The organism is Rodentibacter sp. (assembly GCF_057314195.1).
Genome location: NZ_DBHLAM010000026.1, coordinates 23,350 through 47,882 on the forward strand (window position 1 = coordinate 23,350; position 24,533 = coordinate 47,882).

The 24,533-nt window shown below is 44.4% G+C and carries 17 protein-coding genes, 2 tRNA genes and 1 pseudogene; 15 read left to right on the forward strand and 5 right to left on the reverse strand.

All coding sequences use genetic code 11. The features are described 5' to 3' along the window. Positions 1-140: 140 nt before the first annotated feature. Entirely contained in the window at positions 141-605 is a 465-nt protein-coding gene (gene rnhA, locus ACO59Y_RS04040) for a ribonuclease HI (protein ID WP_486130862.1), read from the reverse strand. 60 nt (positions 606-665) lie between these two features. On the opposite strand from rnhA, the gene dnaQ reads away from it, so the two are divergent. From dnaQ to der, 4 genes are all read left to right on the forward strand, one after another. Continuing rightward, on the forward strand, positions 666-1,436 hold the full coding sequence (gene dnaQ / locus ACO59Y_RS04045; protein WP_486130864.1) for a DNA polymerase III subunit epsilon: 771 nt from the start codon (positions 666-668) through the stop codon (positions 1,434-1,436). 77 nt (positions 1,437-1,513) lie between these two features. Next, positions 1,514-1,590: transfer RNA gene (locus ACO59Y_RS04050), tRNA-Asp, on the forward strand. Positions 1,591-1,648: 58 nt separating this feature from the next. Further along, positions 1,649-1,725, forward strand: a tRNA-Asp gene (locus ACO59Y_RS04055). Positions 1,726-1,850: 125 nt separating this feature from the next. Then, on the forward strand, positions 1,851-3,362 hold the full coding sequence (gene der / locus ACO59Y_RS04060; RefSeq protein ID WP_486130866.1) for a ribosome biogenesis GTPase Der: 1,512 nt from the start codon (positions 1,851-1,853) through the stop codon (positions 3,360-3,362). A gap of 90 nt (positions 3,363-3,452) precedes the next feature. Here the strand turns inward: der and hda are convergent, their stop codons facing one another. The 3 genes from hda to upp all read right to left on the reverse strand — a co-directional run bounded on the left by hda (position 3,453) and on the right by upp (position 6,231). Beyond that, the gene (gene hda / locus ACO59Y_RS04065) at positions 3,453-4,148 is read right to left on the reverse strand and encodes a DnaA inactivator Hda (protein WP_486130868.1); all 696 of its coding nucleotides are present in this window, start codon (positions 4,146-4,148) and stop codon (positions 3,453-3,455) included. 70 nt (positions 4,149-4,218) lie between these two features. After that, positions 4,219-5,475 (reverse strand): nucleobase:cation symporter-2 family protein, encoded by a 1,257-nt coding sequence (locus tag ACO59Y_RS04070; RefSeq protein ID WP_486130870.1) that lies wholly within the window; start codon positions 5,473-5,475, stop codon positions 4,219-4,221. A 129-nt stretch (positions 5,476-5,604) separates the two neighbouring features. Further along, positions 5,605-6,231, reverse strand: a complete 627-nt coding sequence (gene upp / locus ACO59Y_RS04075; protein WP_486130872.1) for a uracil phosphoribosyltransferase — start codon at positions 6,229-6,231, stop codon at positions 5,605-5,607. Between the two features lie 402 nt (positions 6,232-6,633). Between upp and ACO59Y_RS04080 the strand changes: the two are divergent. From ACO59Y_RS04080 to ACO59Y_RS04105, 6 genes and pseudogenes are all read left to right on the forward strand, one after another. After that, positions 6,634-6,907, forward strand: a pseudogene (locus ACO59Y_RS04080) (4-alpha-glucanotransferase); the annotation flags it as partial. 33 nt (positions 6,908-6,940) lie between these two features. Then, positions 6,941-9,133 carry a 1,4-alpha-glucan branching protein GlgB gene (gene glgB / locus ACO59Y_RS04085; RefSeq protein ID WP_486130874.1) on the forward strand — a complete coding sequence of 731 codons (2,193 nt, stop codon included), beginning with the start codon at positions 6,941-6,943 and terminating at the stop codon, positions 9,131-9,133. A gap of 234 nt (positions 9,134-9,367) precedes the next feature. Further along, positions 9,368-11,362 (forward strand): glycogen debranching protein GlgX, encoded by a 1,995-nt coding sequence (gene glgX, locus ACO59Y_RS04090; RefSeq protein WP_486130876.1) that lies wholly within the window; start codon positions 9,368-9,370, stop codon positions 11,360-11,362. Positions 11,363-11,380: 18 nt separating this feature from the next. Beyond that, positions 11,381-12,676: a glucose-1-phosphate adenylyltransferase gene (glgC, locus tag ACO59Y_RS04095; protein WP_486130878.1), complete on the forward strand. Its 1,296-nt coding sequence runs from the start codon at positions 11,381-11,383 to the stop codon at positions 12,674-12,676. A gap of 112 nt (positions 12,677-12,788) precedes the next feature. Then, positions 12,789-14,219: a glycogen synthase GlgA gene (glgA, locus tag ACO59Y_RS04100; RefSeq protein ID WP_486130880.1), complete on the forward strand. Its 1,431-nt coding sequence runs from the start codon at positions 12,789-12,791 to the stop codon at positions 14,217-14,219. 266 nt (positions 14,220-14,485) lie between these two features. Then, on the forward strand, positions 14,486-16,948 hold the full coding sequence (locus tag ACO59Y_RS04105) for a glycogen/starch/alpha-glucan phosphorylase (protein WP_486130882.1): 2,463 nt from the start codon (positions 14,486-14,488) through the stop codon (positions 16,946-16,948). A gap of 105 nt (positions 16,949-17,053) precedes the next feature. Here the strand turns inward: ACO59Y_RS04105 and gap are convergent, their stop codons facing one another. Then, complete coding sequence (gap, locus tag ACO59Y_RS04110) at positions 17,054-18,073, reverse strand: type I glyceraldehyde-3-phosphate dehydrogenase (RefSeq protein ID WP_486130884.1); 1,020 nt, start codon at positions 18,071-18,073, stop codon at positions 17,054-17,056. Between the two features lie 250 nt (positions 18,074-18,323). Between gap and gmk the strand changes: the two genes are divergently transcribed. The 5 genes from gmk (at position 18,324) to murI (ending at position 24,401) form a co-directional block, all read left to right on the forward strand. Continuing rightward, positions 18,324-18,950, forward strand: coding sequence for a guanylate kinase (gmk, locus tag ACO59Y_RS04115; protein ID WP_486130886.1), 627 nt, complete (start codon positions 18,324-18,326; stop codon positions 18,948-18,950). 61 nt (positions 18,951-19,011) lie between these two features. Beyond that, the gene (gene rpoZ / locus ACO59Y_RS04120) at positions 19,012-19,278 is read left to right on the forward strand and encodes a DNA-directed RNA polymerase subunit omega (RefSeq protein ID WP_373603900.1); all 267 of its coding nucleotides are present in this window, start codon (positions 19,012-19,014) and stop codon (positions 19,276-19,278) included. 96 nt (positions 19,279-19,374) lie between these two features. Continuing rightward, entirely contained in the window at positions 19,375-21,486 is a 2,112-nt protein-coding gene (spoT, locus tag ACO59Y_RS04125) for a bifunctional GTP diphosphokinase/guanosine-3',5'-bis pyrophosphate 3'-pyrophosphohydrolase (RefSeq protein WP_486130889.1), read from the forward strand. After that, positions 21,483-23,564, forward strand: a complete 2,082-nt coding sequence (gene recG / locus ACO59Y_RS04130; RefSeq protein ID WP_486130891.1) for an ATP-dependent DNA helicase RecG — start codon at positions 21,483-21,485, stop codon at positions 23,562-23,564. Before spoT ends, recG begins: the two co-directional genes overlap by 4 nt. Before the next feature lie 27 nt (positions 23,565-23,591). Then, positions 23,592-24,401, forward strand: coding sequence for a glutamate racemase (gene murI / locus ACO59Y_RS04135; RefSeq protein WP_486130893.1), 810 nt, complete (start codon positions 23,592-23,594; stop codon positions 24,399-24,401). The last annotated feature ends 132 nt before the right edge of the window (positions 24,402-24,533 follow it).

Below are 24,533 nucleotides of genomic sequence, written 5' to 3' on the forward strand. Positions count from 1 at the left end.
CAAGATCACATTTTTTATGCAGTAAAACCTAAAAAGATACGTTGATGTTGAAAAAATTCTCCAAAAAAGCAAGAGTCGCTAAAGTAACAGCGCTCTTACCATTAAGAAAAACTTCAGTCATCATATTTAATTTTCTATATTTAATTTTCTATGTAACCCACATCTTCTAAAGTCGGATTTTCTGCCCCTTTTTTGGCCAATTCGTCGCAAATCTCATTTTCACGATGCCCGGCATGGCCTTTTACCCATTCCCAATGAATTTGGTGACGCGAAATCTCAGCGTCCAATGCGGTCCACAAGTCTTGGTTTTTGACAGGTTTGCCTTGGCTTGATTTCCAATTATTTTTTTTCCAATTAAAAATCCATTGTGTAATGCCGTTTTTCATATACTGGCTGTCGCTATAAAGGGTAATGTGACAAGGTTCTTTCAAACTTTTTAACGCTTCGATGACAGCGCGTAATTCCATTCGGTTGTTGGTGGTTTTGAAGTAACCTTTGGAAAGGTGCTTTTCGTGTTGTTTATAACGAAGTACGACACCGATGCCGCCTGCTCCCGGGTTACCTAAGCAAGAGCCGTCGGTAAAAATTTCAATCTGTTTTTGCATAACAAAATGGTTGTTGTGTAAAATGGCGCACATTTTAATGGAAAGGCATAGGTTGAACAAATGATAAATCCGACTCGCCAGATTGTGCTTGATACGGAAACCACGGGGATGAACCAGCTCGGTGCCCATTACGAAGGGCACGGTATTATTGAAATCGGTGCGGTAGAATTGGTTAATCGTCGTTACACCGGCAATAATTTTCATATTTATATTAATCCGAATCGCCCGGTGGATCCGGAGGCGATCAAAGTTCACGGTATTACCGATGAAATGCTTGCGGATAAACCGGAATTTAAAGCCGTCGCACAGGAATTTTTAGATTATATTAAAGGCGCCGAATTGTTAATTCATAACGCGCCCTTTGATGTGGGCTTTATGGATTATGAATTTCGTAAAATTGGCTTGGATGTGAAAACCACAGATGTTTGCGTGGTGACAGATACCTTGCAAATGGCGCGCCAAATGTATCCCGGTAAACGCAATAATTTGGATGCATTATGCGATCGTTTGGGCATTGATAACAGCAAGCGTACCTTGCACGGCGCGTTGCTGGATGCGGAAATTTTGGCAGACGTTTATCTTTCCATGACCGGCGGACAAACCAGTTTGTTTGCAGAAGAAGATGAGGACGTACCTGTGATTATCGTTGCAACGGAAGAAAATAAAATCGAACCGGAGCCGAATGCAGTCGTTTTTTCCGATAATTTAAATGTGTTACGACCTAATGAAGGCGAGATTCAGGCACATTTGGAATTATTAAAAATGATTAATAAAAAAAGTGGCGGAAAATGCGTGTGGGATTTACGAATGAATGATGAGCCCGTGCATTAAATAAACATCCGAAGTTGAAATCGAAAAAAAAGATTGACGAGATAACGGGCGGTCATTATGATACGCAGCACTTAAACGGAGTGGTAGTTCAGCTGGTTAGAATACCTGCCTGTCACGCAGGGGGTCGCGGGTTCGAGTCCCGTCCATTCCGCCAATTTTTGTTTACTCCTTAATCTTGAGTTCGTTAAGTCGAACATCAACATAAAATCTGCGGAGTGGTAGTTCAGCTGGTTAGAATACCTGCCTGTCACGCAGGGGGGCGCGGGTTCGAGTCCCGTCCATTCCGCCAATCCTTTAAATGTAAAATCGCACCTAAGAGGTGCTTTTTTTATGTCCGGTGTCAAATCATTTTTTACCAACCCGCTAACTTCCGCTATAATGGCGCCCATTTTTTTTGCAAGATAGAGATTTTTTATGACAACTCCCGTTGTAGCTCTTGTGGGGCGCCCGAATGTGGGAAAATCTACCTTATTTAATCGTCTCACCCGCACGCGTGATGCTTTGGTAGCCGATTTTCCCGGCTTAACGCGCGATCGTAAATACGGTCATGCGCACATCGCCGGACACGAATTTATCGTAATTGATACTGGCGGTATTGACGGCACGGAGGAAGGCGTAGAAGAAAAAATGGCCGAGCAGTCTTTGCTCGCCATTGAAGAGGCGGATGTCGTACTTTTCCTGGTGGATGCTCGCGCCGGCTTAACCGCGGCAGATATCGGCATCGCGAATTATTTGCGTCAACGCCAAAATAAAACCACTGTGTTGGTAGCAAATAAAACCGACGGCATTGATGCAGATTCCCATTGTGCCGAGTTTTATCAATTAGGATTAGGTGAAATCGAACAAATCGCCGCCTCTCAAGGTCGCGGCGTCACACAGTTAATGGAACAAGTTCTGGCACCGTTCGCCGAACGCTTGGAAAGCGCGGACGAAATCGAGCCGACTTCCGAAGACGCGCAAGACGAATGGGAACAAGCGCTTGATTTTGACTTCGCCGAGAGCACCGCATTGATTGACGAAGCATTGGAAGATGAAGCGGAAGAGCAAGATAAAAATATCAAAATTGCCATCGTAGGGCGCCCGAATGTGGGTAAATCCACCTTAACCAACCGGATTCTCGGCGAAGATCGCGTGGTTGTGTACGATTTGCCGGGCACTACACGTGACAGTATTTACATTCCGATGGAACGCGACGGACAAGCATATACCTTAATCGATACTGCCGGCGTACGTAAACGCGGTAAAGTGCATCTTGCGGTGGAAAAATTCTCCGTCATCAAAACCTTACAAGCGATTCAAGACGCCAATGTCGTATTATTGGTGATTGACGCGCGCGAAAATATTTCTGATCAAGATTTATCTTTACTCGGCTTTATTTTGAATGCCGGACGTTCTCTGATCATCGTCGTGAACAAATGGGATGGGCTCGATCAAGACGTGAAAGAGCGGGTGAAGTCCGAACTTGATCGGCGCCTGGATTTTATTGATTTTGCCCGTGTACATTTTATTTCGGCCTTGCACGGTAGCGGCGTCGGCAATCTGTTTGATTCCGTTAAAGAGGCTTACGCTTGTGCCACGCAAAAAATGACCACTTCAATGTTAACGCGCATTTTGCAAATGGCGACGGATGAACATCAACCACCAATGGTAGCCGGTCGTCGCATTAAACTGAAATATGCGCATCCGGGCGGTTACAATCCGCCGATTATTGTGGTGCATGGTAATCAAATGGAGAAATTGCCGGATTCTTACAAACGTTATTTATCCAACTATTATCGTAAAAGTCTGAAAATTATCGGCTCGCCGATTCGTTTGTTGTTCCAAGAAGGCTCGAATCCGTTTGCCGGACGCAAAAATAAACTTACGCCGAGTCAATTGCGTAAGCGTAAGCGGTTAATGAAGTTTATTAAGAAGTCAAAAAGATAGGTGAAAATGCGGTCGAGTCGGGCCGCATTTTTTATCGCTGTGAACCTTCAAAACAGCACCGCATTGGCGGGCTTTCAATGCGGTGCTATTTTACAACCCCAGCGTTTCTTTGACGAAAGGGATGGTTAGATTGCGTTGCGCTTGCAAGGAAGCTTTGTCAAGTTTTGCTAAAGTTTGCAACAAAGTATGCATATCGCGATCCAGCCGTTTTAGCAAAAATTGCGCCGTTTCCGCTGGTAACTCAATACCGCGCCGACGCGCATTCTCTTGCAGCACCTCAAGTTTTTGTGTGTCCGTTAGGGGCGTAAGTTGATAAATTTCGCCCCATTTTAAGCGCGACGCCAAGTCCGGCAATTGCACCTTCAGAGCAGAAGGCGAAACTGTGGCGCTGATCAATAAAAGTGTTCGCCCGCCGGCTTTGATGCGATTGAATAAATCAAATAATGCCATTTCCCATTCCGCTTCACCAATGACGGCTTGCAAATCGTCCAAACACACCAATTCTTGTTGCTCTAAATTTTCTAGTACGGCCGGGGAAAAATAGTGCGATTTATTTAATGGCACATAAATCGCTGCGCGTTGTTCGTTTAAATATTGGTTGCACAGTGCGCACAACAAATGGCTTTTACCGCAGCCAGGCGCGCCCCAAATATAAAAAAATTGCTGTTGAATTTGTTGCCAATTTTGGTGTAGCGAATTCAGCAACAACAGATTGTTGTTGGCGTAAAAATTCTCGAATGTGTGCTCATCGATTTGATGAATGGGCAAGGACAATTGCTGATTCAAAGTGATAACGTTTTTGTTTAGGAAAAAGAAAAGGGCTAAATTAGCAGAATTTAGCCCTAATTTTTGTGGGTCATTCTACTTCATTTTTGGCTTTTGGCAAAATTAAGTTCAGCACGATGGCGACGATGGCACATAGGCTGATACCTTTTAAGGACACCACATCACCAACGTTTACAAACATATTGCCGATGCCGAATGTCATCACCACGGAAATGATGCAGAGATTGCGCGGCTCGGTGACATCCACTTTGCCTTTAATCAGCGTGCTCATGCCCACCACGGCGATAGAACCGAAGACTAACATCATAATGCCGCCCATCACGATCGTCGGAATGGTGGAAAGGAAGGCGCCCACTTTGCCACAGAAGGAAATCGCAATCGCCCACACGGCCGCCCAAGTCATAATGTTCGGATTGAAGTTGCGTGTCAGCATGACCGCGCCGGTCACTTCGGCGTAAGTGGTATTTGGCGGGCCACCGACTAGAGAGGCTGCAGCGGTCGCGACGCCGTCGCCCAGCAAGGTGCGATGTAGGCCCGGTTTTTTCAGGAAGTCTTTGCCGGTAACCGAGCTAATCGCCATAATGCCACCCACGTGTTCCACCGCCGGCGCGATGGCGATCGGTAACATATAAAGTATCGCTTCAAGATTAAATTCCGGTTTGGTGAGTTTCGGCAGTTCGAACCAAGGGGCGTCAATCACCGGTTGGAAATTGATTAAGCCTAAGAACAAGCAAAGAATATAGCCCGCGCTGATACCAAACATAATCGGGATAAGTTTCATCAAACCTTTAGCGAATACGGCGACGGCCAGTGTAACGGTTAAAGTAACCATTGAGACCAGCACCGCATTGTTATAGTCGTAAGCGCTATCTTTACCCAGTGCCATATTCACCGCTACCGGTGCTAAACCCATACCGATAATGATAATCACCGGGCCGACCACAACCGGCGGGAAAATACGCTCAAGGGCTTGGCTACCGCGGATTTTTACTAATGCGGAAAGCGCGAAGTAAACAAGACCGGCACAGGCTAAACCACCCATGGTGGTTGGAATGCCCCAGGTTTGCACGCCGTATTGAATGGGCGCAATAAAAGCGAAGGAAGAAGCGAGAAAAATCGGCACTTGTTTGCCTGTGCAAAGTTGGAACAGCAAAGTGCCGATACCGGCGGTGAGTAGTGCGGTGTTGGAATCAAGGCCGGTGATTAACGGCACCAGTACCAGTGCACCGAAAGCCACGAAGAGCATTTGTAAACCCACGAAAGATTGTTTGGCAATGCTTTGTGTTTCTTCCGGTTGCGCCGGTGCGGTTTGGTTTTGTTGGTTCATTTTAGTTTCAACTCTCAGTTTGAATTAACTTGAAAAGGGCGGTTTGTTTCGATGATGTTTTTTAGCATGTCAGTTTTCCGCCCGAAAAAAGACGGCTCGCAAGCCGTCTCGTTGTATCAGGAACAAAAGTTATTTTGTTCCGAAAATTTTATCGCCCGCATCGCCCAAGCCCGGGATGATGTAGCCGTGCTCGTTTAAGTGATCATCAATCGAAGCGCAATAAAGTTCGATATCCGGATGTGCTGCTTCTAGTGCTTTTATTCCTTCCGGTGCGGCGACAAGCACCAATACTTTGATGTGTTTGCAGCCTTTGGCTTTTAATAGATCAAGCGTAGCGATCATCGAACCGCCGGTGGCTAACATGGGATCAACCACGATGGCAAGACGTTCGTCCAAATCGCTGGCGAGTTTTTGAAAGTAAGGTACCGGCTCAAGGGTTTCTTCGTTACGATAAATCCCAACGACGCTGATGCGCGCACTTGGAACGTGTTCCAATACGCCGTCCATCATACCGAGGCCGGCGCGTAAAATCGGCACGACGGTAACTTTCTTGCCTTTAATGCGGTCGATTTCGACGGGGCCGTTCCAACCGTCAATGGTCACTTTTTCGGTTTCCAAATCAGCGGTAGCTTCATAGGTTAATAAACTGCCGATTTCTGTTGCCAATTCGCGAAATTTTTTGGTATCGATTTCAGCCTCACGCATTACACCCAATTTATGCTTTACCAACGGGTGTTTGACTTCAACAAGTTTCATAATTTGCCTCTTAACTGCTTGGGAATAGATAAATGTGCCGATTAAAAATAAAATCGCGGAATTCTAAATCGGAAAATCGAAAAATACCAGCGGTTTATATATAAAAAATGGCATATAAAACCTTATTTTTTCTGTATAGAAAGAGGTTGAGCTTGGTTTTTTATCGCGGAATTAAATCGAATATCCGAATTGTTAATTAAACTTTGACAGAGATCACTAATTAGAGTTAAAGACGTTGTGTTTCTTTTCCGCGCAACTAGAATGAAATCATTAGAATTGCTTCAATAAAAGCGCAAAAAACAGCCAAAAATTCAATTTCCTATTCAACGTGAAACGGTGCAGACACAAATTCAATTTTTGCGTGGTTCTGACACGGTAAATTACGGTGATATCGGTGAGGAGCTTGGCACACAGGATGCGTTCTCGTTGAACCGTTGTTGGCACTGTCGTGAGTTGGAATCATTCGAACGGCTCGCTATTTGGTCAATGCGGTGCTGAAACAGAAGTACGATCAACAGGTGATGGATAACAGGCCTTATTGAATAGCCTTCATTGTAATAATTATCTTGCGCCGGATTATGAAGGCGACGTCCTTGCTCCGAATTGGCGCAAAAAACTCGCACAATCTTTAGAATTTATTTTTAGCAACGAATCATTACAAACCTTCTTTGCGTGAATCAACTCATCGCGCAAAGCGTAAGGAGATGCCATGACACATGCAACGACACAAGCGATTATCGATAGTTTTTTTGATGCTACCAACGGCGATCCTTTCGCTACACTAGGTATGCATGAAACCGAACTCGGCATTGAGGTTCGCGCACTTTTGCCGGATGCGGATCATGTAAGCGTTATTGCGTTTGAGTCCGGTGAGCGCGTAGCGGAATTAGATCGCTTGGATGAACGTGGTTTTTTTTCCGGCGTGATCCCAAATTGCCGTGAGTTTTTTGCCTATCAATTACAGGTTTCATGGGGGCTCGAAGGACAAATAGTGGAAGATCCGTACCGTTTTCATCCGATGCTTGATGATCTTGAGCAATGGCTGCTTTCCGAAGGTTCAATGCTTCGTCCTTATGAAGTGCTCGGCGCACATTTTATGGAATGCGACGGTGTAAGCGGAGTGAATTTTCGTTTATGGGCACCGAATGCGCGACGGGTTTCCATCGTAGGCGATTTTAATTATTGGGACGGTCGGCGCCACCCGATGCGGTTTCACGCAAAAAGCGGCGTGTGGGAATTGTTTCTACCGAAAGCCAGTTTGGGGCAGCTTTATAAATTTGAACTTATTGATTGCCACGGCAACCTTCGCTTGAAAGCCGATCCTTATGCTTTCAGTTCGCAGCTTCGCCCGGATACCGCTTCGCAAATCAGCGCTTTGCCAAATGTGGTGGAAATGACGGAACAACGTCGTGAAGCGAACCAAGCGAATCGGCCGATTTCCATTTATGAAGTGCATTTAGGTTCATGGCGCCGCAATTTAGAAAATAATTTCTGGCTTGATTACGATCAAATCGCTGACGAACTCATACCTTACGTGAAGGATATGGGATTTACGCATATTGAATTTTTACCGCTTTCTGAGTTCCCGTATGACGGTTCTTGGGGTTATCAACCGCTCGGACTGTATTCACCGACCAGTCGTTTCGGTTCGCCGGAAGGCTTTCGTCGTTTAGTCCAACGGGCCCATGATGCGGGGATTAACGTTATTTTAGATTGGGTGCCGGGCCATTTTCCAAGCGACACTCACGGACTTGTCGCCTTTGATGGCACCGCGTTGTATGAGCACGCCGATCCGAAAGAAGGTTACCATCAAGATTGGAACACGCTGATTTACAATTACGGCCGCCATGAAGTGAAAAATTTCCTTTCCAGTAATGCGCTGTATTGGTTGGAACGTTTCGGGGTGGACGGCATTCGCGTGGATGCGGTGGCGTCAATGCTCTACCGTGATTACAGTCGTGCGGAAGGTGAGTGGATTCCAAATCAATACGGCGGACGCGAAAATTTGGAAGCCATCGAATTTTTAAAACATACCAACTGGAAAATTCACAGCGAAATGGCGGGGGCAATTTCTATCGCGGAAGAATCGACTTCTTTTGCGGGCGTCACCCATCCGAGCGAACAAGGCGGGCTCGGTTTCAATTTCAAATGGAATATGGGATGGATGAACGACACCCTTTCCTATATGAAACTCGATCCGATTTATCGCCAATATCACCATAATAAAATGACTTTCGGCATGGTCTATCAATACAGCGAAAACTTCGTATTGCCGCTTTCTCACGACGAAGTGGTACACGGCAAATGCTCATTACTCGGCAAAATGCCGGGCGATGCGTGGCAAAAATTCGCTAACTTGCGGGCTTATTACGGCTATATGTGGGGCTACCCGGGTAAAAAATTACTGTTTATGGGCAATGAATTTGCACAAGGGCGCGAATGGAATCACGAAGAAAGTTTGGATTGGTTTTTGTTAGACGAAAACATCGGTGGTGGTTGGCACAAAGGCGTGTTGAAATTGGTGAAAGACTTGAACCGTATTTACCAACAAAATCGCCCGCTTTTCGAACTTGATAATTCGCCGGAAGGCTTTGATTGGCTTGTGGTGAACGATGCTGCGAATTCTGTCTTCGCTTTTGAGCGCAGAAGCTGCGATGGCGAACGTATTATCGTAATCAGTAACTTCACGCCTGTCCCGCGCCACAAGTACCGCATTGGTGTGAATATCGCCGGTAGCTATGAAGAAATTTTGAATACCGATTCGATGTATTACCAAGGATCCAATATCGGTAATTTCGGTGAAGTACGAACTGAAGATATGGAAAGCCATGGGCGCAAACATTCCATTTCCGTTTCCATTCCGCCGTTGGCGACGGTCTATTTAAAATTGAAAACGGAATAAATCGTTCTATTTCTCTGCGAAAGATTGAATTTTTATTCCTTTGTAAACAGCAAAAACCGCCACAAAACGGTTACGGGAAGAATTGCAAAGCGATCATGAGATCGCCGATTAGCACCGCATTGAAGCCCCGTGTGGCAAGGGTTCAATGCGGTGCTCAAATCACACTTCGCCTTCAATGCCGCTTTCTGAGAACAGAGAGAAAATTAAAGTGCGAAGCAATATGGCGAGATAACGATGTTCAACATTTACGATAACGGCACGGCATTTCCACCGGGCTATTCAAAAATAGTTAAAAACGGCGAACAAATCGCTAATTTTGCATTGTTTTCTGCGGCGGCGAGCCGTGTTGAACTTTGCTTATTTAGCGGCGAAAAGGAAATCCGTTTTCCGATGATTCGTACGGAAAATGTGTGGCATTTGGCGCTAACCGGCGTGGAAATCGGCACGGAATACGGTTTTCGTGTTTACGGTGAATATGCCAATCCGCAGAAATTGATGCTCGATCCTTATGCAAAAGCGGTAACTCATAAGCCTGATTTAACGACGGAGGAAAGTCGTTCTTGGTTTTTAATGAACGATAATCGTGACAATGCCCACCTTGCACCAAAAGCGGTCGTAATTTCGGAAGATTTCGATTGGTCCGGCGACAGCGCACCGAATACGCCGTGGGCGCAAACTATCCTGTATGAACTGCATGTGAAGGGATTTAGTCAGCTCAACGACAACATTCCGGCGGCGCTACGCGGTACTTATGCAGGGTTAGCTCATCCGGTGAATCTGGCTTATTTGCAAGCGCTTGGCGTGACGGCCGTTGAATTATTACCGGTCAATTTTTTTGTGGATGAGCCGCACTTACAAGAAAAAAATTTGCAAAATTATTGGGGATATAATCCGCTTGCCATGTTCGCCGTAGAGCCGAAATATGCCTCAAGCGAAAATCCGCTTGTTGAATTTAAAGCGATGGTAAAAGCTTTACACGGTGCGGGTATTGAAGTCATTTTGGATGTGGTATTTAACCATTCCGCCGAATCGGAGCAAGGTTATCCGACTTTTTGTCAACGCGGAATTGACGATCAAACATACTATTGGCGCAATGATAGTGGGCATTACATTAACTGGACGGGTTGCGGCAATATGCTCAATCTCTCTTCCGGAGTGGGGCGTAAATGGGTGGTAGATTGCTTGCGTTATTGGGCGGAACAATGCCGCGTGGACGGTTTCCGTTTTGATTTGGCCTCGGTGCTTGGACGCGATAAGCCCGATTTTAATGCACAAGCGCAGCTTTTTAGCGATATTCGGAACGAGCCGGGTTTGCAGCGCGTGAAACTGATTGCCGAGCCTTGGGATATCGGGCATTACGGTTATCAGGTGGGTAATTTCCCAAGTTATTTTGCTGAGTGGAATGATCGTTTTCGTGATGATCTTTGTCGTTTTTGGTTATGGAAAAGTGGCGACGTAGGCGCGTTTGCCGAGCGTTTTGCCGGTTCCGCTGATTTGTTTAAGAAAAACGATCGTTTACCGCACTCGACGCTTAATTTTATTACCGCTCATGATGGCTTTGTTATGCGTGATTTGGTCAGTTATAACGAAAAACATAATGAGGCTAATGGTGAAGAAAACCGTGACGGGAGAAATGAAAATTACAGCTACAACCACGGGGTAGAAGGTTCAACGGAAAATTTGTCTAGAAGCGAAAGAAATACAATAGAAAATGACCGTTTATTCGCCCAATGCGGTTTGTTGATGAGTTTATTGCTTGCTAATGGCACGCCTATGTTGCTGGCCGGCGATGAATTCGGTAATACGCAATATGGTAACAACAACGCGTATTGCCAAGACAACGAAATTACTTGGTTGAAATGGGCAGATTTTAATACGGAATTATTTGAATTAACGAAGCAAACGATTGCAGCACGTAAACAGATACAAAGTTTGCAAAACGATGCTTGGTGGTCAAATGAAAATGTCGCTTGGTTTAATCTGCATGGGGAACCGATGCAATTAGCCGATTGGCAAAACCTTGGAGTCAAGGCGTTACAAATTTTATTGGACGCAAAATGGCTTCTTTTAGTTAATGCGAAAGCAGAATCTCAGACTTTCATATTGCCTAGTTGTGCTGTCAGCCAATGGAAAGCCTTGGTAAGGACAACAAACTTAACGTTCATTTCGTCACAGAAAGTGGCGGTTAGCGGTATGGCATTTTGTTTGTTGAATAAAACGGATTGTTGATACAAACGGAGATTTATAATGAAAAGTCCAGACAAATACTCTCTTGTAAAAGATACCTTGGTGCTTATTTTAGCCGGCGGCCGTGGCTCACGACTTCATGAATTAACCGATAAGCGTGCCAAACCGGCCCTTTATTTTGGGGGGAATCGCCGTATTATCGATTTTGCTCTTTCAAATTGTATTAACTCCGGTTTAAACCGTATCGGCGTGGTTACGCAATATGCCGCTCATTCGTTGCTCCGTCATTTGCAAACCGGTTGGTCATTTTTACCGCAAGAACGCGGTGAATTTGTGGATATGCTCCCTGCGCGTCAACAAATTGATGATTCCACTTGGTATCGGGGAACTGCCGATGCGGTGTACCAAAATATGGCAATTATTCGCGATCATTATCGTCCTAAATACATTTTGATTTTGGCCGGCGACCATATTTACAAACAAGATTATAGCGTGATGCTGATGGATCACGTATCCAGCGGTGCTAAATGCACGGTAGGCTGTATTGAAGTGCCGCGTTCCGAAGCCAGCGAGTTCGGTGTGATGGCGGTAAATGAAAATTTAAAAGTAAAAGCCTTTGTTGAAAAACCGAAAGATCCACCGGCAATGGTGGGGAAACCCGATATTTCTTTGGCCTCTATGGGCATTTATGTGTTTGATGCGGATTATTTATATGATTTGCTTGAACGTGAAGTGAACAAGCCAAATAGCAGCCATGATTTCGGCAAGGATATTTTGCCGAAATGTTTGCAAGAAGAGACACTTTATGCGCATCCGTTTAGCCGCTCTTGCATGGGGCGTAATACGGAAGGTGAAATTTATTGGCGTGACGTCGGTACACTTGATAGTTTCTGGCAATCCAATCTCGACCTCGTCTCGGAAAAACCGCAGCTTGATATTTATGATCAAGACTGGCCGATTCGCGGTAATCCGGTACAAGCGTATCCGTCTAAATTTTTTTATAAAGACGCCAGTATTCGTCCGGTAGATAATTCCTTAATCGGCGGTGGTTGTGTGATCACCGATGCGTCGATTAGTTATTCCGTGTTATTTGACCGTATTAAAATTAATGAAGGTTCCCGTATTGATCATTGCGTTGTACTTCCTGAAGTGGAAATCGGCAAAAACTGTATTTTGAAAAACTGCATTATCGATCGTCACTGTGAAATTCCGGACGGTACACAAATCGGCGTTAATCCGGAAGAAGATAAAAAGCATTTCCGTATCAGTTCCACCGGTAAAGTCATTTTGGTGACTCGTCCAATGTTGCAAAAGTTAGCGGGCGAAGAGGTTGTTTCGGAAGCGCATTTGGATTGATAAAGAAAAAGTGCGGTTAATTTCAGAAATCCTTGGAAGCTGACCGTACTTTTTTGTTCTTCTTTAAAGAAAACCTATTCTTCAAGGGTTATTCATAATCATAGGAAATTTTATGAAAGTTTTACACGTTTGTTCGGAGCTTTATCCTTTATTGAAAACAGGTGGACTTGCCGACGTTATTGGTGCCTTACCCTTTGCGCAAAAAATGATAGGAATGGACGTGCGAATTTTATTGCCTGCCTATCCGGCAATTTTTCGTGGTATACCCGAAACCCATGTCGTAGCAGAATTTGATAACTTTGCCGGTCATGTTGTTTTACAGTATGGTGAATATAACGGCTTGGGCGTTTATTTAATAGACGCGCCGCATTTGTATGCGCGCGAGGGGAATCCTTATCACGATGCGGACTACAACGATTACGGCGATAATTATAAACGCTTTGCGCTACTCGGTTGGATCGGAGCGGAATTGGCTACAGGGTTGGATTCTTGGTGGCGTGCGGAAATTGTTCATGGTCACGATTGGCATGCGGGACTCGCTGCCGCTTATTTGGTTAACAAAGGTAAACCGGCCAAATCCGTTTTCACCATTCATAATTTAGCTTATCAAGGACAGTTTGCGCGTCGTCACTTAGATGAAATCGGATTGCCGGAAAGTATGTTTGATATGAACGGATTAGAATTGTTTGGTCAAATTTCTTATTTGAAAGCCGGCTTGTATTATTCCGATGCGGTAACGGCGGTTAGCCCGACTTACGCACAAGAAATTACGACGGAAGAATTCGCGTATGGTTTGCAAGGATTGTTAGGAAGCTTGCGTGAGCAAGGCAAATTAGTCGGCATTTTAAATGGTGTGGACGAACAAATTTGGCATCCAAGCTGCGACGGTTATCTTCAATATCATTACAAACAAAAAACTATGACGGGCAAGAAGAAAAATAAAGCCGAATTACAGGCTTATTTCAATTTGCCGCCAAAAGAAGAGGCGCTGCTGTTTGTGATGGTTACACGTTTAACCGAGCAAAAAGGGATCGATTTATTAATTGAAAGCGCAGACGAGATTGTGGCGCAAGGTGGGCAGCTTGCGTTACTTGGCTCAGGAGCACCGCATTGGGAGGCTGCCGTGCGTGCTCTGGCAGAAGCGTATCCTGAGAATGTTGCGGTAAAAATCGGTTACGACGAGGCGCTTTCTCATTTAATGGTTGCCGGCGGCGATGTGATTTTGGTACCAAGTCGTTTTGAGCCTTGCGGCTTAACTCAGCTCTACGGTTTACAATACGGCACGTTACCCTTAGTGCGAAAAACCGGCGGATTAGCCGATACTGTGGTGAATAGTACCACCGATAGCATTAAGGAACGTACGGCAACCGGTTTTGTATTTCAGCAGGCGAGCGCAACGGATTTAAGGCAAGCCATTCGACAGGCTTTCTCTTTGTGGCAGAAACCGAAAATCTGGTCAATGGTACGCGCTAATGCGATGAGCCAAGATTTCAGTTGGCGCAATGCCGCGCAACATTATCAGGCGTTATATCGTCGTTTATAATTTGTTGCTTGCACCGCTTGAAAATTTTTTTATCAAGCGGTGCAAATTTAATTGTTTTTTGGCGAATAAAGTCTAAAATTTAGGCGTTTTTTATTGTGGGGCTAACGCTTTATTATTAATAATACGGATGTTAGAAAGCTGGACATTTCCTATATTCTAAAAAATTTGGGGCTTGTGTTGAGCGCCGTTCAATAGGCAAATGGAAGCCTATATCGTTTAGTTATCCCTTTCTCATTTCTTCACTTCTCTCACTGAGGTTCATAACCATGATAATGGATAATTTTGATTCTCCATTCCTATACCATCGTCCTGAAATCAATGTTGAAGCATTGAAAAAATCGATTGTCTATAAACTTATCTTTTCTATCGGTCGCTCTCCGCGTGAAGCGAGTACACGTGACTGGTTGAATGCTACCTTATACGCTGTTCGCGATCTCGTAACGGAAGGTTGGATTTCTACGGCAAGCCAAGCACGCGCAGACGACGTTCGTCGCGTTTATTACCTTTCAATGGAATTTTTAATTGGACGTACCCTTTCTAACGCGTTGATTGCAGAAGGGGTTTATGACATTGCTAAAGAAGCGTTGCAAGAAATGAATGTCGATTTGGAAGATATCATTGCCAAAGAAGTGGATCCTGGTTTGGGTAACGGTGGTTTAGGGCGTCTTGCGGCCTGTTTTATGGATTCCATCGCAACGCTTTGTTTACCGGGAATGGGCTACGGTATCCGTTATGAATACGGAATGTTCCGTCAAAAAATTGAAAACGGCGAACAAGTCGAACGCCCGGATGACTGGTTGGAAAAAGGCGCACCTTGGGAATTTATGCGTCCGTCTAAGCGTTTTAGAGTGGCATTCGGTGGTGGCATTCATTTTGAAGGTAAAAAATGTATATGGGAGCCGCAAGAAAAAGTAACGGCGCTTGCGTACGATCAAATGATTCCTGGCTATGAAAACAATTCAGCAGCAACCTTGCGTTTATGGTCTGCCCATGCGGAAGAAACCTTTAATCTTGCCGAATTTAACCGCGGCGAGCATTTGGCTGCAATGGAAGCACGTTCCGCCAATAAGAACCTTTCACGCGTGCTTTATCCGGACGATTCTACTTGGAATGGCCGTGAATTGCGCTTGCGCCAAGAGTACTTTCTTGTTTCGGCATCGCTTCAAGACATTATTCGTCGTCACAAACGTACCCACGAGAATTTAGAAAACTTGGCGGACAAAGTGGCAATTCACTTGAACGATACGCATCCGGCTCTAGCGATTCCCGAACTGATGCGCGTATTGATTGATGAGGAAGGTTTCGAATGGCAAAAAGCGTGGGATATGACTCGCCGTATTTTCTCCTACACTTGCCACACATTGATGTCGGAAGCATTGGAAACTTGGCCAGTGGAAATGATGGCGAAGGTGTTACCACGCCATTTGCAAATGATTTTCGACATTAACGATCGTTTCTTGGAATATGTGCGTACTCATATCACGACAGATAACGATTTTATTCGCCGCGTATCGCTTATTGAAGAAGGCCATCAACGCAAAGTGCGTATGGGCTGGTTGTCGGTGGTGGGTTCCCATAAAATCAACGGTGTGGCGGCAATCCACTCTGATTTAATGGTCACCTCTACTTTTGCCGACTTTGCGCGTATTTACCCGGAACGCTTTACCAATGTGACGAACGGCATTACTCCGCGTCGTTGGTTAGCGGTGGCGAATCCGGCATTGGCAGCTTTGTTCGATAAATATATTGGTAACGAATGGCGTTGCGATTTAAGCCAAATTAAAAAATTGGCAACCGTAGCGCACGATAAAACTTTTAAAGAAGCGATCGCTGATATTAAACACGCTAATAAAATTAAACTTGCCGACTATGTGAAACGTGAACTTGGCATTGAGCTTGACCCCAATGCGGTGTTCGACGTGCAGGTGAAACGTATCCATGAATATAAACGGCAGATATTAAATGTATTGCACATTGTGGCACGCTACAATGCGATGCTTGCCGACCCTGAAAAAGATTGGCAACCGCGAGTATTTATTCTTGCCGGGAAAGCAGCTTCTGCCTACTACGCGGCGAAACAAACCATTCACTTGATTAATGATGTTGCTAACGTAATTAACAATGATGAACGTTTACGTGGTCGATTAAAGGTAGTATTTATTCCGAATTACAGCGTGAGTTTGGCACAGTTAATTATTCCGGCTGCAGATATTTCCGAACAAATTTCTTTGGCCGGTACGGAAGCCTCCGGTACCAGTAATATGAAATTTGCTCTTAACGGCGCATTAACCCTTGGCACGCTCGATGGTGCAAATGTAGAAATTTTGGAAAACGTGGGTGAAGAGCATATTTTCATTTTCGGTAACACGGTGGAACAAGTAGAAGAGTTACGTCGTGGCGGTTATCGTCCGTTCGAATATTACCAACACGATGCGGAACTCCGTGCCGTGGTTGATCAGATTATTTCCGGCGTATTCTCTCCGGAAGAACCGCAGCGTTATTTACAATTGCTGCAGGGTTTACAATATCATGATTACTACCAGGCGTTTGCGGATTTTCGCAGCTATGTCGATGCGCAAAAATTGGTGGACGAGAAATACAAACAGCGTGATCAATGGATCGAAAGTACGATTCAAAATATTATCAATATGGGATTTTTCTCGTCGGATCGGACGATTTTGGAATATGCAAAGAATATTTGGAAAGTCGAGCCGATTAAACTCAACTGATAAAAATCCCCAAAAGGGGATTTTTTGTTTTTTTTGAATGCCGGTATAAAATTTATGCAGTAAAAAACCGCTCCGAAGAGCGGTTAGTTTTTTTAAAGGTTTTGATTAACCTTTGTAGTTGTAAATATGTGCAACTAAGTCTAATACTTTGTTTGAATAACCGGTTTCGTTATCGTACCAAGATACTAATTTAACGAAGGAATCAGTTAATGCGATACCTGCATCCGCATCAAATACGGAAGTTAAGGTACAACCGTTGAAATCGGTGGAAACTACTGCATCTTCGGTGTAGCCTAAAACGCCTTTTAATTCGCCGTTGAAGGTTTTACCTTCCGCTGCATCTTTAATTGCTTGCTTGATTTGTTCGTAAGTTGCAGGTTTTTCGAGGTTAACGGTTAAGTCAACAACAGATACGTTTGGTGTTGGAACACGGAAGGCCATGCCGGTTAATTTACCGTTTAATGCCGGTAATACTTTACCTACAGCTTTTGCTGCACCAGTTGAAGACGGAATGATGTTTTGAGATGCACCACGGCCGCCTCGCCAGTCTTTCGCGGACGGGCCGTCTACGGTTTTTTGAGTTGCCGTAGTGGCGTGAACAGTGGTCATTAAACCGTCTTTAATACCGAAAGTTTCGTGAACAACACGCGCTAAAGGAGCCAAACAGTTTGTCGTACAAGAGGCATTGGAAACAATGTCTTGACCGGCGTATGCGCCGAAGTTTACGCCGCGTACGAACATCGGTGTTGCGTCTTTAGATGGGCCGGTTAATACCACTTTTTTCGCGCCCGCAGTAATGTGTTTACGTGCGGTTTCATCAGTTAAGAATAAACCGGTTGCTTCAACAGCAATATCTACGCCAATTGAACCCCAGTTTAAGTTTGCCGGATCGCGTTCTGAGGTTACGCGGATAGTTTTACCGTTAACAACTAAGTTCCCGTCTTTTACTTCAACGGTTCCGTCGAAACGGCCGTGAGTTGAGTCGTATTTCAACATATAAGCCATATATTCGACATCGATTAAGTCGTTGATACCTACCACTTCGATATCATCGCGTTGTTGAGCTGCGCGGAATACGATACGACCAATACGACCAAAACCATTAATACCAATTTTAATAGCCATAAGATTTTCACCTTTTTTAGTTAAGTTAAACAAAGCATTATGTTCGGGAAATTCATCTATTATCCCGTAAAATACCGCAGCAGATTGTAGCATGGACGTTAGGATAAAACTAGAAATGCGACTTATTTTTGTGATCTAAGTCAAAATCGTTCCGGGTTTTAAAACCTAGCTAAAATTACCCGCACTTTTAATGCTTTTTTCTTAAATAATCGGCATAATAGTCGGTAAATTTTAACGAAAGGTTTAAACAGTGTCTCAAGGCAATTTATATATTCTTTCAGCTCCGAGCGGTGCTGGTAAATCCTCTTTGATTTCCGCCTTATTGGAACGTGATTCCTCCACTCCAAAAATGGTGTCGATATCTCATACCACTCGGGCGCCGCGACCGGGCGAAATTCATGGCGTGCATTATTATTTTGTGTCAAAAGCGGAATTCGAATCTTTAATTGAACAAGATTTGTTTTTAGAATATGCCACGGTTTTCGGCGGTAATTATTACGGTACTTCGTTGCCGGCGATTGAGGAGAATCTAGCGAAAGGTATCGATGTATTTTTAGATATCGATTGGCAGGGGGCGCAACAGATTCGTGAAAAAGTACCTTCTGTAAAAAGTATTTTCATTTTACCCCCGTCTTTGCCGGAACTGGAACGCCGTTTGATTGGTCGTGGGCAAGATAAGGAAGACGTGATTGCTGAACGCATGGCAAAAGCAAAAAATGAAATTTCGCATTATGACGAATATGATTACGTCATTGTGAACGATAATTTCGAGCAGGCGTTAGGCGATTTACAAAGCATTTTGCGTACGGAACGTTTAACTAAAACTTATCAACAAACAGCGAATGCGGTGCTATTAAATCAATTACTGGATAAGTAGTATTAGATTTAGTATCATGGGCCGCTTTGTAGAAAACACTTTAAAAATCGGAGAATAGAATATGGCACGCGTCACAGTGCAAGATGCAGTAGAAAAAATTGGTAACCGTTTTGATTTAATTTTAACGGCTGCACGTCGAGCAAGACAATTACAGTTACATCAACGCGAGCCGTTAGTGCCGGAAGATAATGATAAGCCGACCGTAATCGCATTGCGTGAAATTGAAAAAGGCTTAATTACGAACGATATTATGGATGTGCAAGAGCATCAAGAAATCGTCGCGATTCAACACGCGGAAGAAGCGGCGGTGGCATTGATTACAGAATAAAATAATGACGTTAATTACCGAATAATCAAATAAAAGTGCGGTTGATTTCAACCGCATTTCTTTTCTATCCATTCAACTGAAAAAGTCAGGTGTCCTTTGGAACTGTTTGCAGATTTAGATCGAATCATTCAAGGGTATTTGCCCGCAGATAAAATTGAATTAGTCAAACGCGCATTTGTTATCGCACGCGATGCGCACGAAGGGCAATTTCGCTCAAGTGGCGAACCTTATATTACTCACCCCGTTGCGGTGGCGTCGATTATCGCAGAAATGCATCTGGATCACGAAGCCGTGATGGCGGCCTTGTTGCATGATGTCATTGAAGACACGCCTTACACCGAACAACAGCTGAAACAAGAATTCGGCGCCAGCGTTGCCGAAATTGTGGACGGCGTGTCGAAGCTTGATAAATTAAAATTCCGCACTCGCCAAGAGGCGCAAGTAGAAAATTTTCGTAAAATGATTTTGGCGATGACGCGCGATATTCGAGTCGTATTGATTAAATTAGCCGACCGTACTCATAATATGCGTACACTCGGCGCATTACGCCCGGACAAGCGCCGTCGTATTGCTAAAGAAACGCTGGAAATTTATTGTCCATTGGCGCATCGCTTGGGTATTGAACATATTAAGAACGAATTGGAAGATCTTTCCTTTGAAGCCATGTATCCGCACCGCTATGAAGTGTTGAAAAAGTTAGTGGATACGGCGCGTAGCAATCGTCAAGAATTAATCGAACGCATTTCAAACGAAATTAAAGCGCGCTTGGAAAACGCCGGAATTTTCGCTCGTGTATGGGGGCGAGAAAAACATCTTTACAAGATTTACCAAAAAATGTGTGCGAAAGATCAGGAATTTCACTCCATTATGGATATTTACGCGTTCCGCATTATTGTGAAAAATGCGGACGATTGTTATCGCGTATTAGGACAAATGCATAATCTTTATAAACCGCGTCCGGGTCGTGTAAAAGATTACATTGCGGTGCCGAAAGCTAACGGTTATCAATCTTTGCAAACATCGATGATTGGTCCGCACGGCGTGCCGGTGGAAGTGCACATTCGCACAGAAGAGATGGAACAAGTGGCAGAAATGGGCGTAACCGCCCATTGGGTGTACAAAGAAAGCGGCAAAAATGACAGTACAACTGCGCAAATTCGCGCGCAACGTTGGTTACAAAATCTGGTGGAAATTCAACAAAGTGTCGGCAATTCCTTTGAATTTATCGAAAACGTCAAATCCGAATTTTTCCCGAAAGAAATTTTTGTGTTTACTCCAAAAGGCCGAATCGTTGAATTGCCGAAAGGAGCGACCGCCGTGGATTTTGCTTATGCCGTGCATTCTGACGTGGGGAATAGTTGCGTGGGCGTAACTGTTGAGCACAAACCTTATCCTTTATTCAAAGCGTTAGAGTCGGGCCAAACCGTTAATATTATTACGGATCCGAATGCGCATCCGAAAGCCGCGTGGTTAAATTTTGCAGTTACGGCGCGCGCAAAAACTCGCATTCGCCATTATTTGAAACAACGCTGTAAAGATGATGCGGTGCGACTCGGGGAACGCGAATTGAGCACCGCATTGGAACCGCACGCCTTGGGCGATCTTGCAATGGAGCGAATTCAAAAGGTATTAGACAAACTGAAATTATCTTCGCCGGATGAATTATTACGTGAAATTGGTTTGGGCAATCAACAGGCTGCAGCCATCGCGCATCAATTAATCGGCGAACCGATGAAAGCCAATGGAAATGACCAAGCAACGCCACTTTCAAATACGCTTATTGTTGCGCCGACATTAACGGCAAACGCGCAGTTCGCGCAATGTTGCCATCCGATTCCCGGCGATCCGATAATGGGACAAAGCATGGCAAATCATGGTTTGCTGATTCATCATCAACACTGCGGCAATCTCAAACAAAATCGACACTTGATGCAAGCCAAATGGGAAAACGTGCAAAGTGCGGTCAATTTTGATGCCGAATTGCAAATCGAAATCCTAAATGAACAAAACGCCTTACCGAGTTTAATGACTGCGATTACCGCAAGCGAAAGCGGAATCCAAAATATTTGGACAGAAGAACTTGAGAGCAATTTGCTATTGGTAATTTTGCAAATTAGTGTAAAAGACACCAAACATCTAGCGAATGTTGTTCATCGCATTAAAGGTATCACCGGTGTGGTGAACGTAAAACGTAATATTAACGAATGAATGCACGGCTTCTCAATGCGGTGCCGTTGACAACACTCACCGGTGTGGGCGCAGCGATTTCCGATAAACTTGGTAAACTCGGCATTCATAACTTGCAAGACTTGTTGTTCCATTTGCCGATTCGCTATGAAGATCGTACTCGCATCACGCCGATAGCACAGCTCCGCCCGGAGCAATATTCCACTATTGAAGGCATGGTGCAAACCTGTGAAGTAACTTTCGGTCGCCGCCCCATTTTGTCCGTTGGTTTATCCGATGGCACCTCAAAAATTATGTTGCGTTTTTTCAATTTTAACGCGGGCATGCGCAACAGTTTTCAAATTGGCGAACGCGTGAAAGCGTTTGGCGAAGTAAAGCGCGGCCGCTTTATGGCGGAAATTCACCATCCCGAATATCAAATCGTCCGCGATAATGCACCGCTTGAGTTGGAAGAAACGCTGACACCGATTTATTCGACCACCGAAGGACTCAAACAAAATTTATTACGAAAATTAATGGATCAAGCGTTGGCGCTGCTTGACAACGTGCAGATTGCGGAAATTTTGCCTCATGAATTAAATCCGCATCAGTTCAGTTTAAAAGAAGCGCTTCGTTTACTACATCGTCCACCGCCAGACATTTCGCTTGAAATATTAGAACAAGGCAAGCATCCCGCTCAACAAAGACTGATTTTTGAAGAATTGCTCGCACATAATCTCGCCATGCAAAAAGTTCGATTAGGAATGCAGCAGTTTTTAGCTTTACCTTTGCGTGATCAAACGGATTTAAAACAACGATTTTTAGCCGGCTTATCTTTCCGTCCTACTGAGGCGCAAACGCGCGTGGTCGGCGATATAGAACAAGATCTAGCGAAAAATTTCCCAATGATGCGTCTGGTGCAAGGCGATGTGGGATCCGGCAAAACGTTAGTCGCTGCGTTAGCTGCCTTGACTGCGATTGATAATGGTAAACAAGTGGCGTTAATGGCACCGACAGAAATTTTAGCCGAGCAGCATGCCGATAATTTCCGCCGTTGGTTTGAACCTTTGGGTATCAATGTGGGTTGGCTTGCCGGAAAAGTAAAAGGCAAGGCGCGCCGGGCAGAGCTTGAAAAGATCAAGAGTGGTGCGATGCAAATAGTAGTCGGCACGCATGCGCTTTTCCAAGAGGGCGTGGAGTTCGCTGAGCTTGCCTTAGTTATCATTGACGAACAGCACCGCTTTGGTGTTCACCAACGCTTGATGCTACGCGAAAAAGGAGAAAAAGCAGGATTTTATCCGCATCAACTGATTATGACTGCAACGCCGATTCCGCGAACTTTAGCAATGACGGTGTATGCGGATTTGGATACATCAATTATTGATGAATTACCGCCGGGTCGCTCGCCAATTACTACGGTCGTTATTTCGGAAGACCGTCGTGCCGAAATCGTGGAGCGAGTGAAAGAAGCCTGTGTGAAGGAAAGGCGACAAGCCTATTGGGTATGTACGCTGATTGATGAATCGGAAGTATTGGAGGCGCAAGCCGCTGAAGCTATTTGCGAAGATTTAACGAAAGCTTTGCCGATGTTGAAAATTGGCTTAGTCCATGGGCGCATGAAAGCGCAAGAAAAACAGGTTGTGATGGGACAGTTTAAGCATGCCGAACTGGATGTTTTAGTTGCCACAACAGTCATTGAAGTCGGGGTGGATGTGCCGAATGCGAGTTTAATGATTATTGAAAATGCCGAACGGTTGGGATTATCACAACTTCATCAATTACGCGGACGCGTGGGGCGTGGAAGCACCGCATCTTTCTGTGTTCTGATGTATAAATCGCCGCTTGGAAAAATTTCTCAAAAACGCTTGCAAGTATTGCGCGATAGCCAAGATGGCTTTGTGATTTCGGAGAAAGATTTGGAAATTCGCGGGCCGGGTGAGGTGCTTGGTACAAAGCAAACTGGTGTGGCGGAATTTAAGGTAGCGAATTTAATGCGCGATCGCAAAATGATTCCAATGGTGCAGCATTACGCAAAAATGCTAATTCAGAAATATCCCGATATGGCGGATTGTTTGATTCAACGTTGGCTGAATAATAAGGAAATTTACTCGAACGCTTAAGCGTGCGATCGGTTTTGGAAAAGTTTTATGGTGATAAAAAAACAACCTACGGTACTTTTTTTTGATTCTGGTATGGGTGGATTAAGCGTTTACAAAGAAGCTAAAAAATTGTCACCCGATTGTCATTATTTGTATTGCTTTGACAATGCGGGTTTTCCTTACTCCGAGAAGTCAGAAGAGGAAATTATTGCGCGTACGTTAAATGTCTGTCAGAGCATTAATGAGAAATTTCCGCTTGATGCTATCGTAATTGCCTGTAATACCGCCAGTACCGTCGTATTGTCGCCTCTGCGCGAAAGATTTTCTATTCCGGTAGTCGGTACGGTGCCGGCTATTAAGCCGGCTGCGCAAAGATCACAAACAAAACATATTGGATTATTAGCGACTAAAGGTACCGTAAAACGGGAATATGTAAACAATTTAATTGAGCGTTTCGCACCGCATTGCAAGGTTGAAAAATTAGGCTCGACAATATTGGTGGAAATCGCCGAACAGAAAATTCAAGGACAATCGGTCGATCTTATCGCTTTGAGTAACGAGCTTAAGCCTTGGAAAAATATGGCGGATTTAGATACGATTTGTTTAGGTTGTACGCATTTTCCACTGATTAAAGATGAAATTCAAATTTGCTTGCCGCAAGTGAAAAATTTTATGGATCCTGGCTACGCGATTGCAAAACGTTTAAAACATTTGCTTGAGGACGCTGAAATAAATTCAGAAAAAAGACTGCCGCAAGTTAATCAAGTTTTTAGCACAAAAGAACTGGAAAATCCGGAGAAATTAAAATCAGCGTTATTATTGTGGGGATTTAAGGAATTAAACTTGTTGAATGAGTAAATATTTTATCGTTTTGGTGTTTTTGTAGGCAAAAAGTAAGTTTTTTTCAATTTTTTGTAAAAAGTGCTTGCGCGAGATTTGAAAATTCCTATAATACGCGGCACACAACGACGCATGGTTGTGAAATAGTCA

Bases quoted from the DNA above. Each gene is read 5' to 3' on its own strand.
- dnaQ (WP_486130864.1), top strand. From the start codon at position 666: ATGATAAATCCGACTCGCCAGATTGTGCTTGATACGGAAACCACGGGG.
- ACO59Y_RS04105 (WP_486130882.1), top strand. From the start codon at position 14,486: ATGATAATGGATAATTTTGATTCTCCATTCCTATACCATCGTCCTGAA.
- murI (WP_486130893.1), top strand. From the start codon at position 23,592: ATGGTGATAAAAAAACAACCTACGGTACTTTTTTTTGATTCTGGTATG.
- ACO59Y_RS04070 (WP_486130870.1), bottom strand. From the start codon at position 5,475: ATGAACCAACAAAACCAAACCGCACCGGCGCAACCGGAAGAAACACAA.
- gap (WP_486130884.1), bottom strand. From the start codon at position 18,073: ATGGCTATTAAAATTGGTATTAATGGTTTTGGTCGTATTGGTCGTATC.
- glgX (WP_486130876.1), top strand. From the start codon at position 9,368: ATGTTCAACATTTACGATAACGGCACGGCATTTCCACCGGGCTATTCA.
- recG (WP_486130891.1), top strand. From the start codon at position 21,483: ATGAATGCACGGCTTCTCAATGCGGTGCCGTTGACAACACTCACCGGT.
- glgA (WP_486130880.1), top strand. From the start codon at position 12,789: ATGAAAGTTTTACACGTTTGTTCGGAGCTTTATCCTTTATTGAAAACA.
- upp (WP_486130872.1), bottom strand. From the start codon at position 6,231: ATGAAACTTGTTGAAGTCAAACACCCGTTGGTAAAGCATAAATTGGGT.
- glgC (WP_486130878.1), top strand. From the start codon at position 11,381: ATGAAAAGTCCAGACAAATACTCTCTTGTAAAAGATACCTTGGTGCTT.
- glgB (WP_486130874.1), top strand. From the start codon at position 6,941: ATGACACATGCAACGACACAAGCGATTATCGATAGTTTTTTTGATGCT.
- der (WP_486130866.1), top strand. From the start codon at position 1,851: ATGACAACTCCCGTTGTAGCTCTTGTGGGGCGCCCGAATGTGGGAAAA.
- rnhA (WP_486130862.1), bottom strand. From the start codon at position 605: ATGCAAAAACAGATTGAAATTTTTACCGACGGCTCTTGCTTAGGTAAC.
- rpoZ (WP_373603900.1), top strand. From the start codon at position 19,012: ATGGCACGCGTCACAGTGCAAGATGCAGTAGAAAAAATTGGTAACCGT.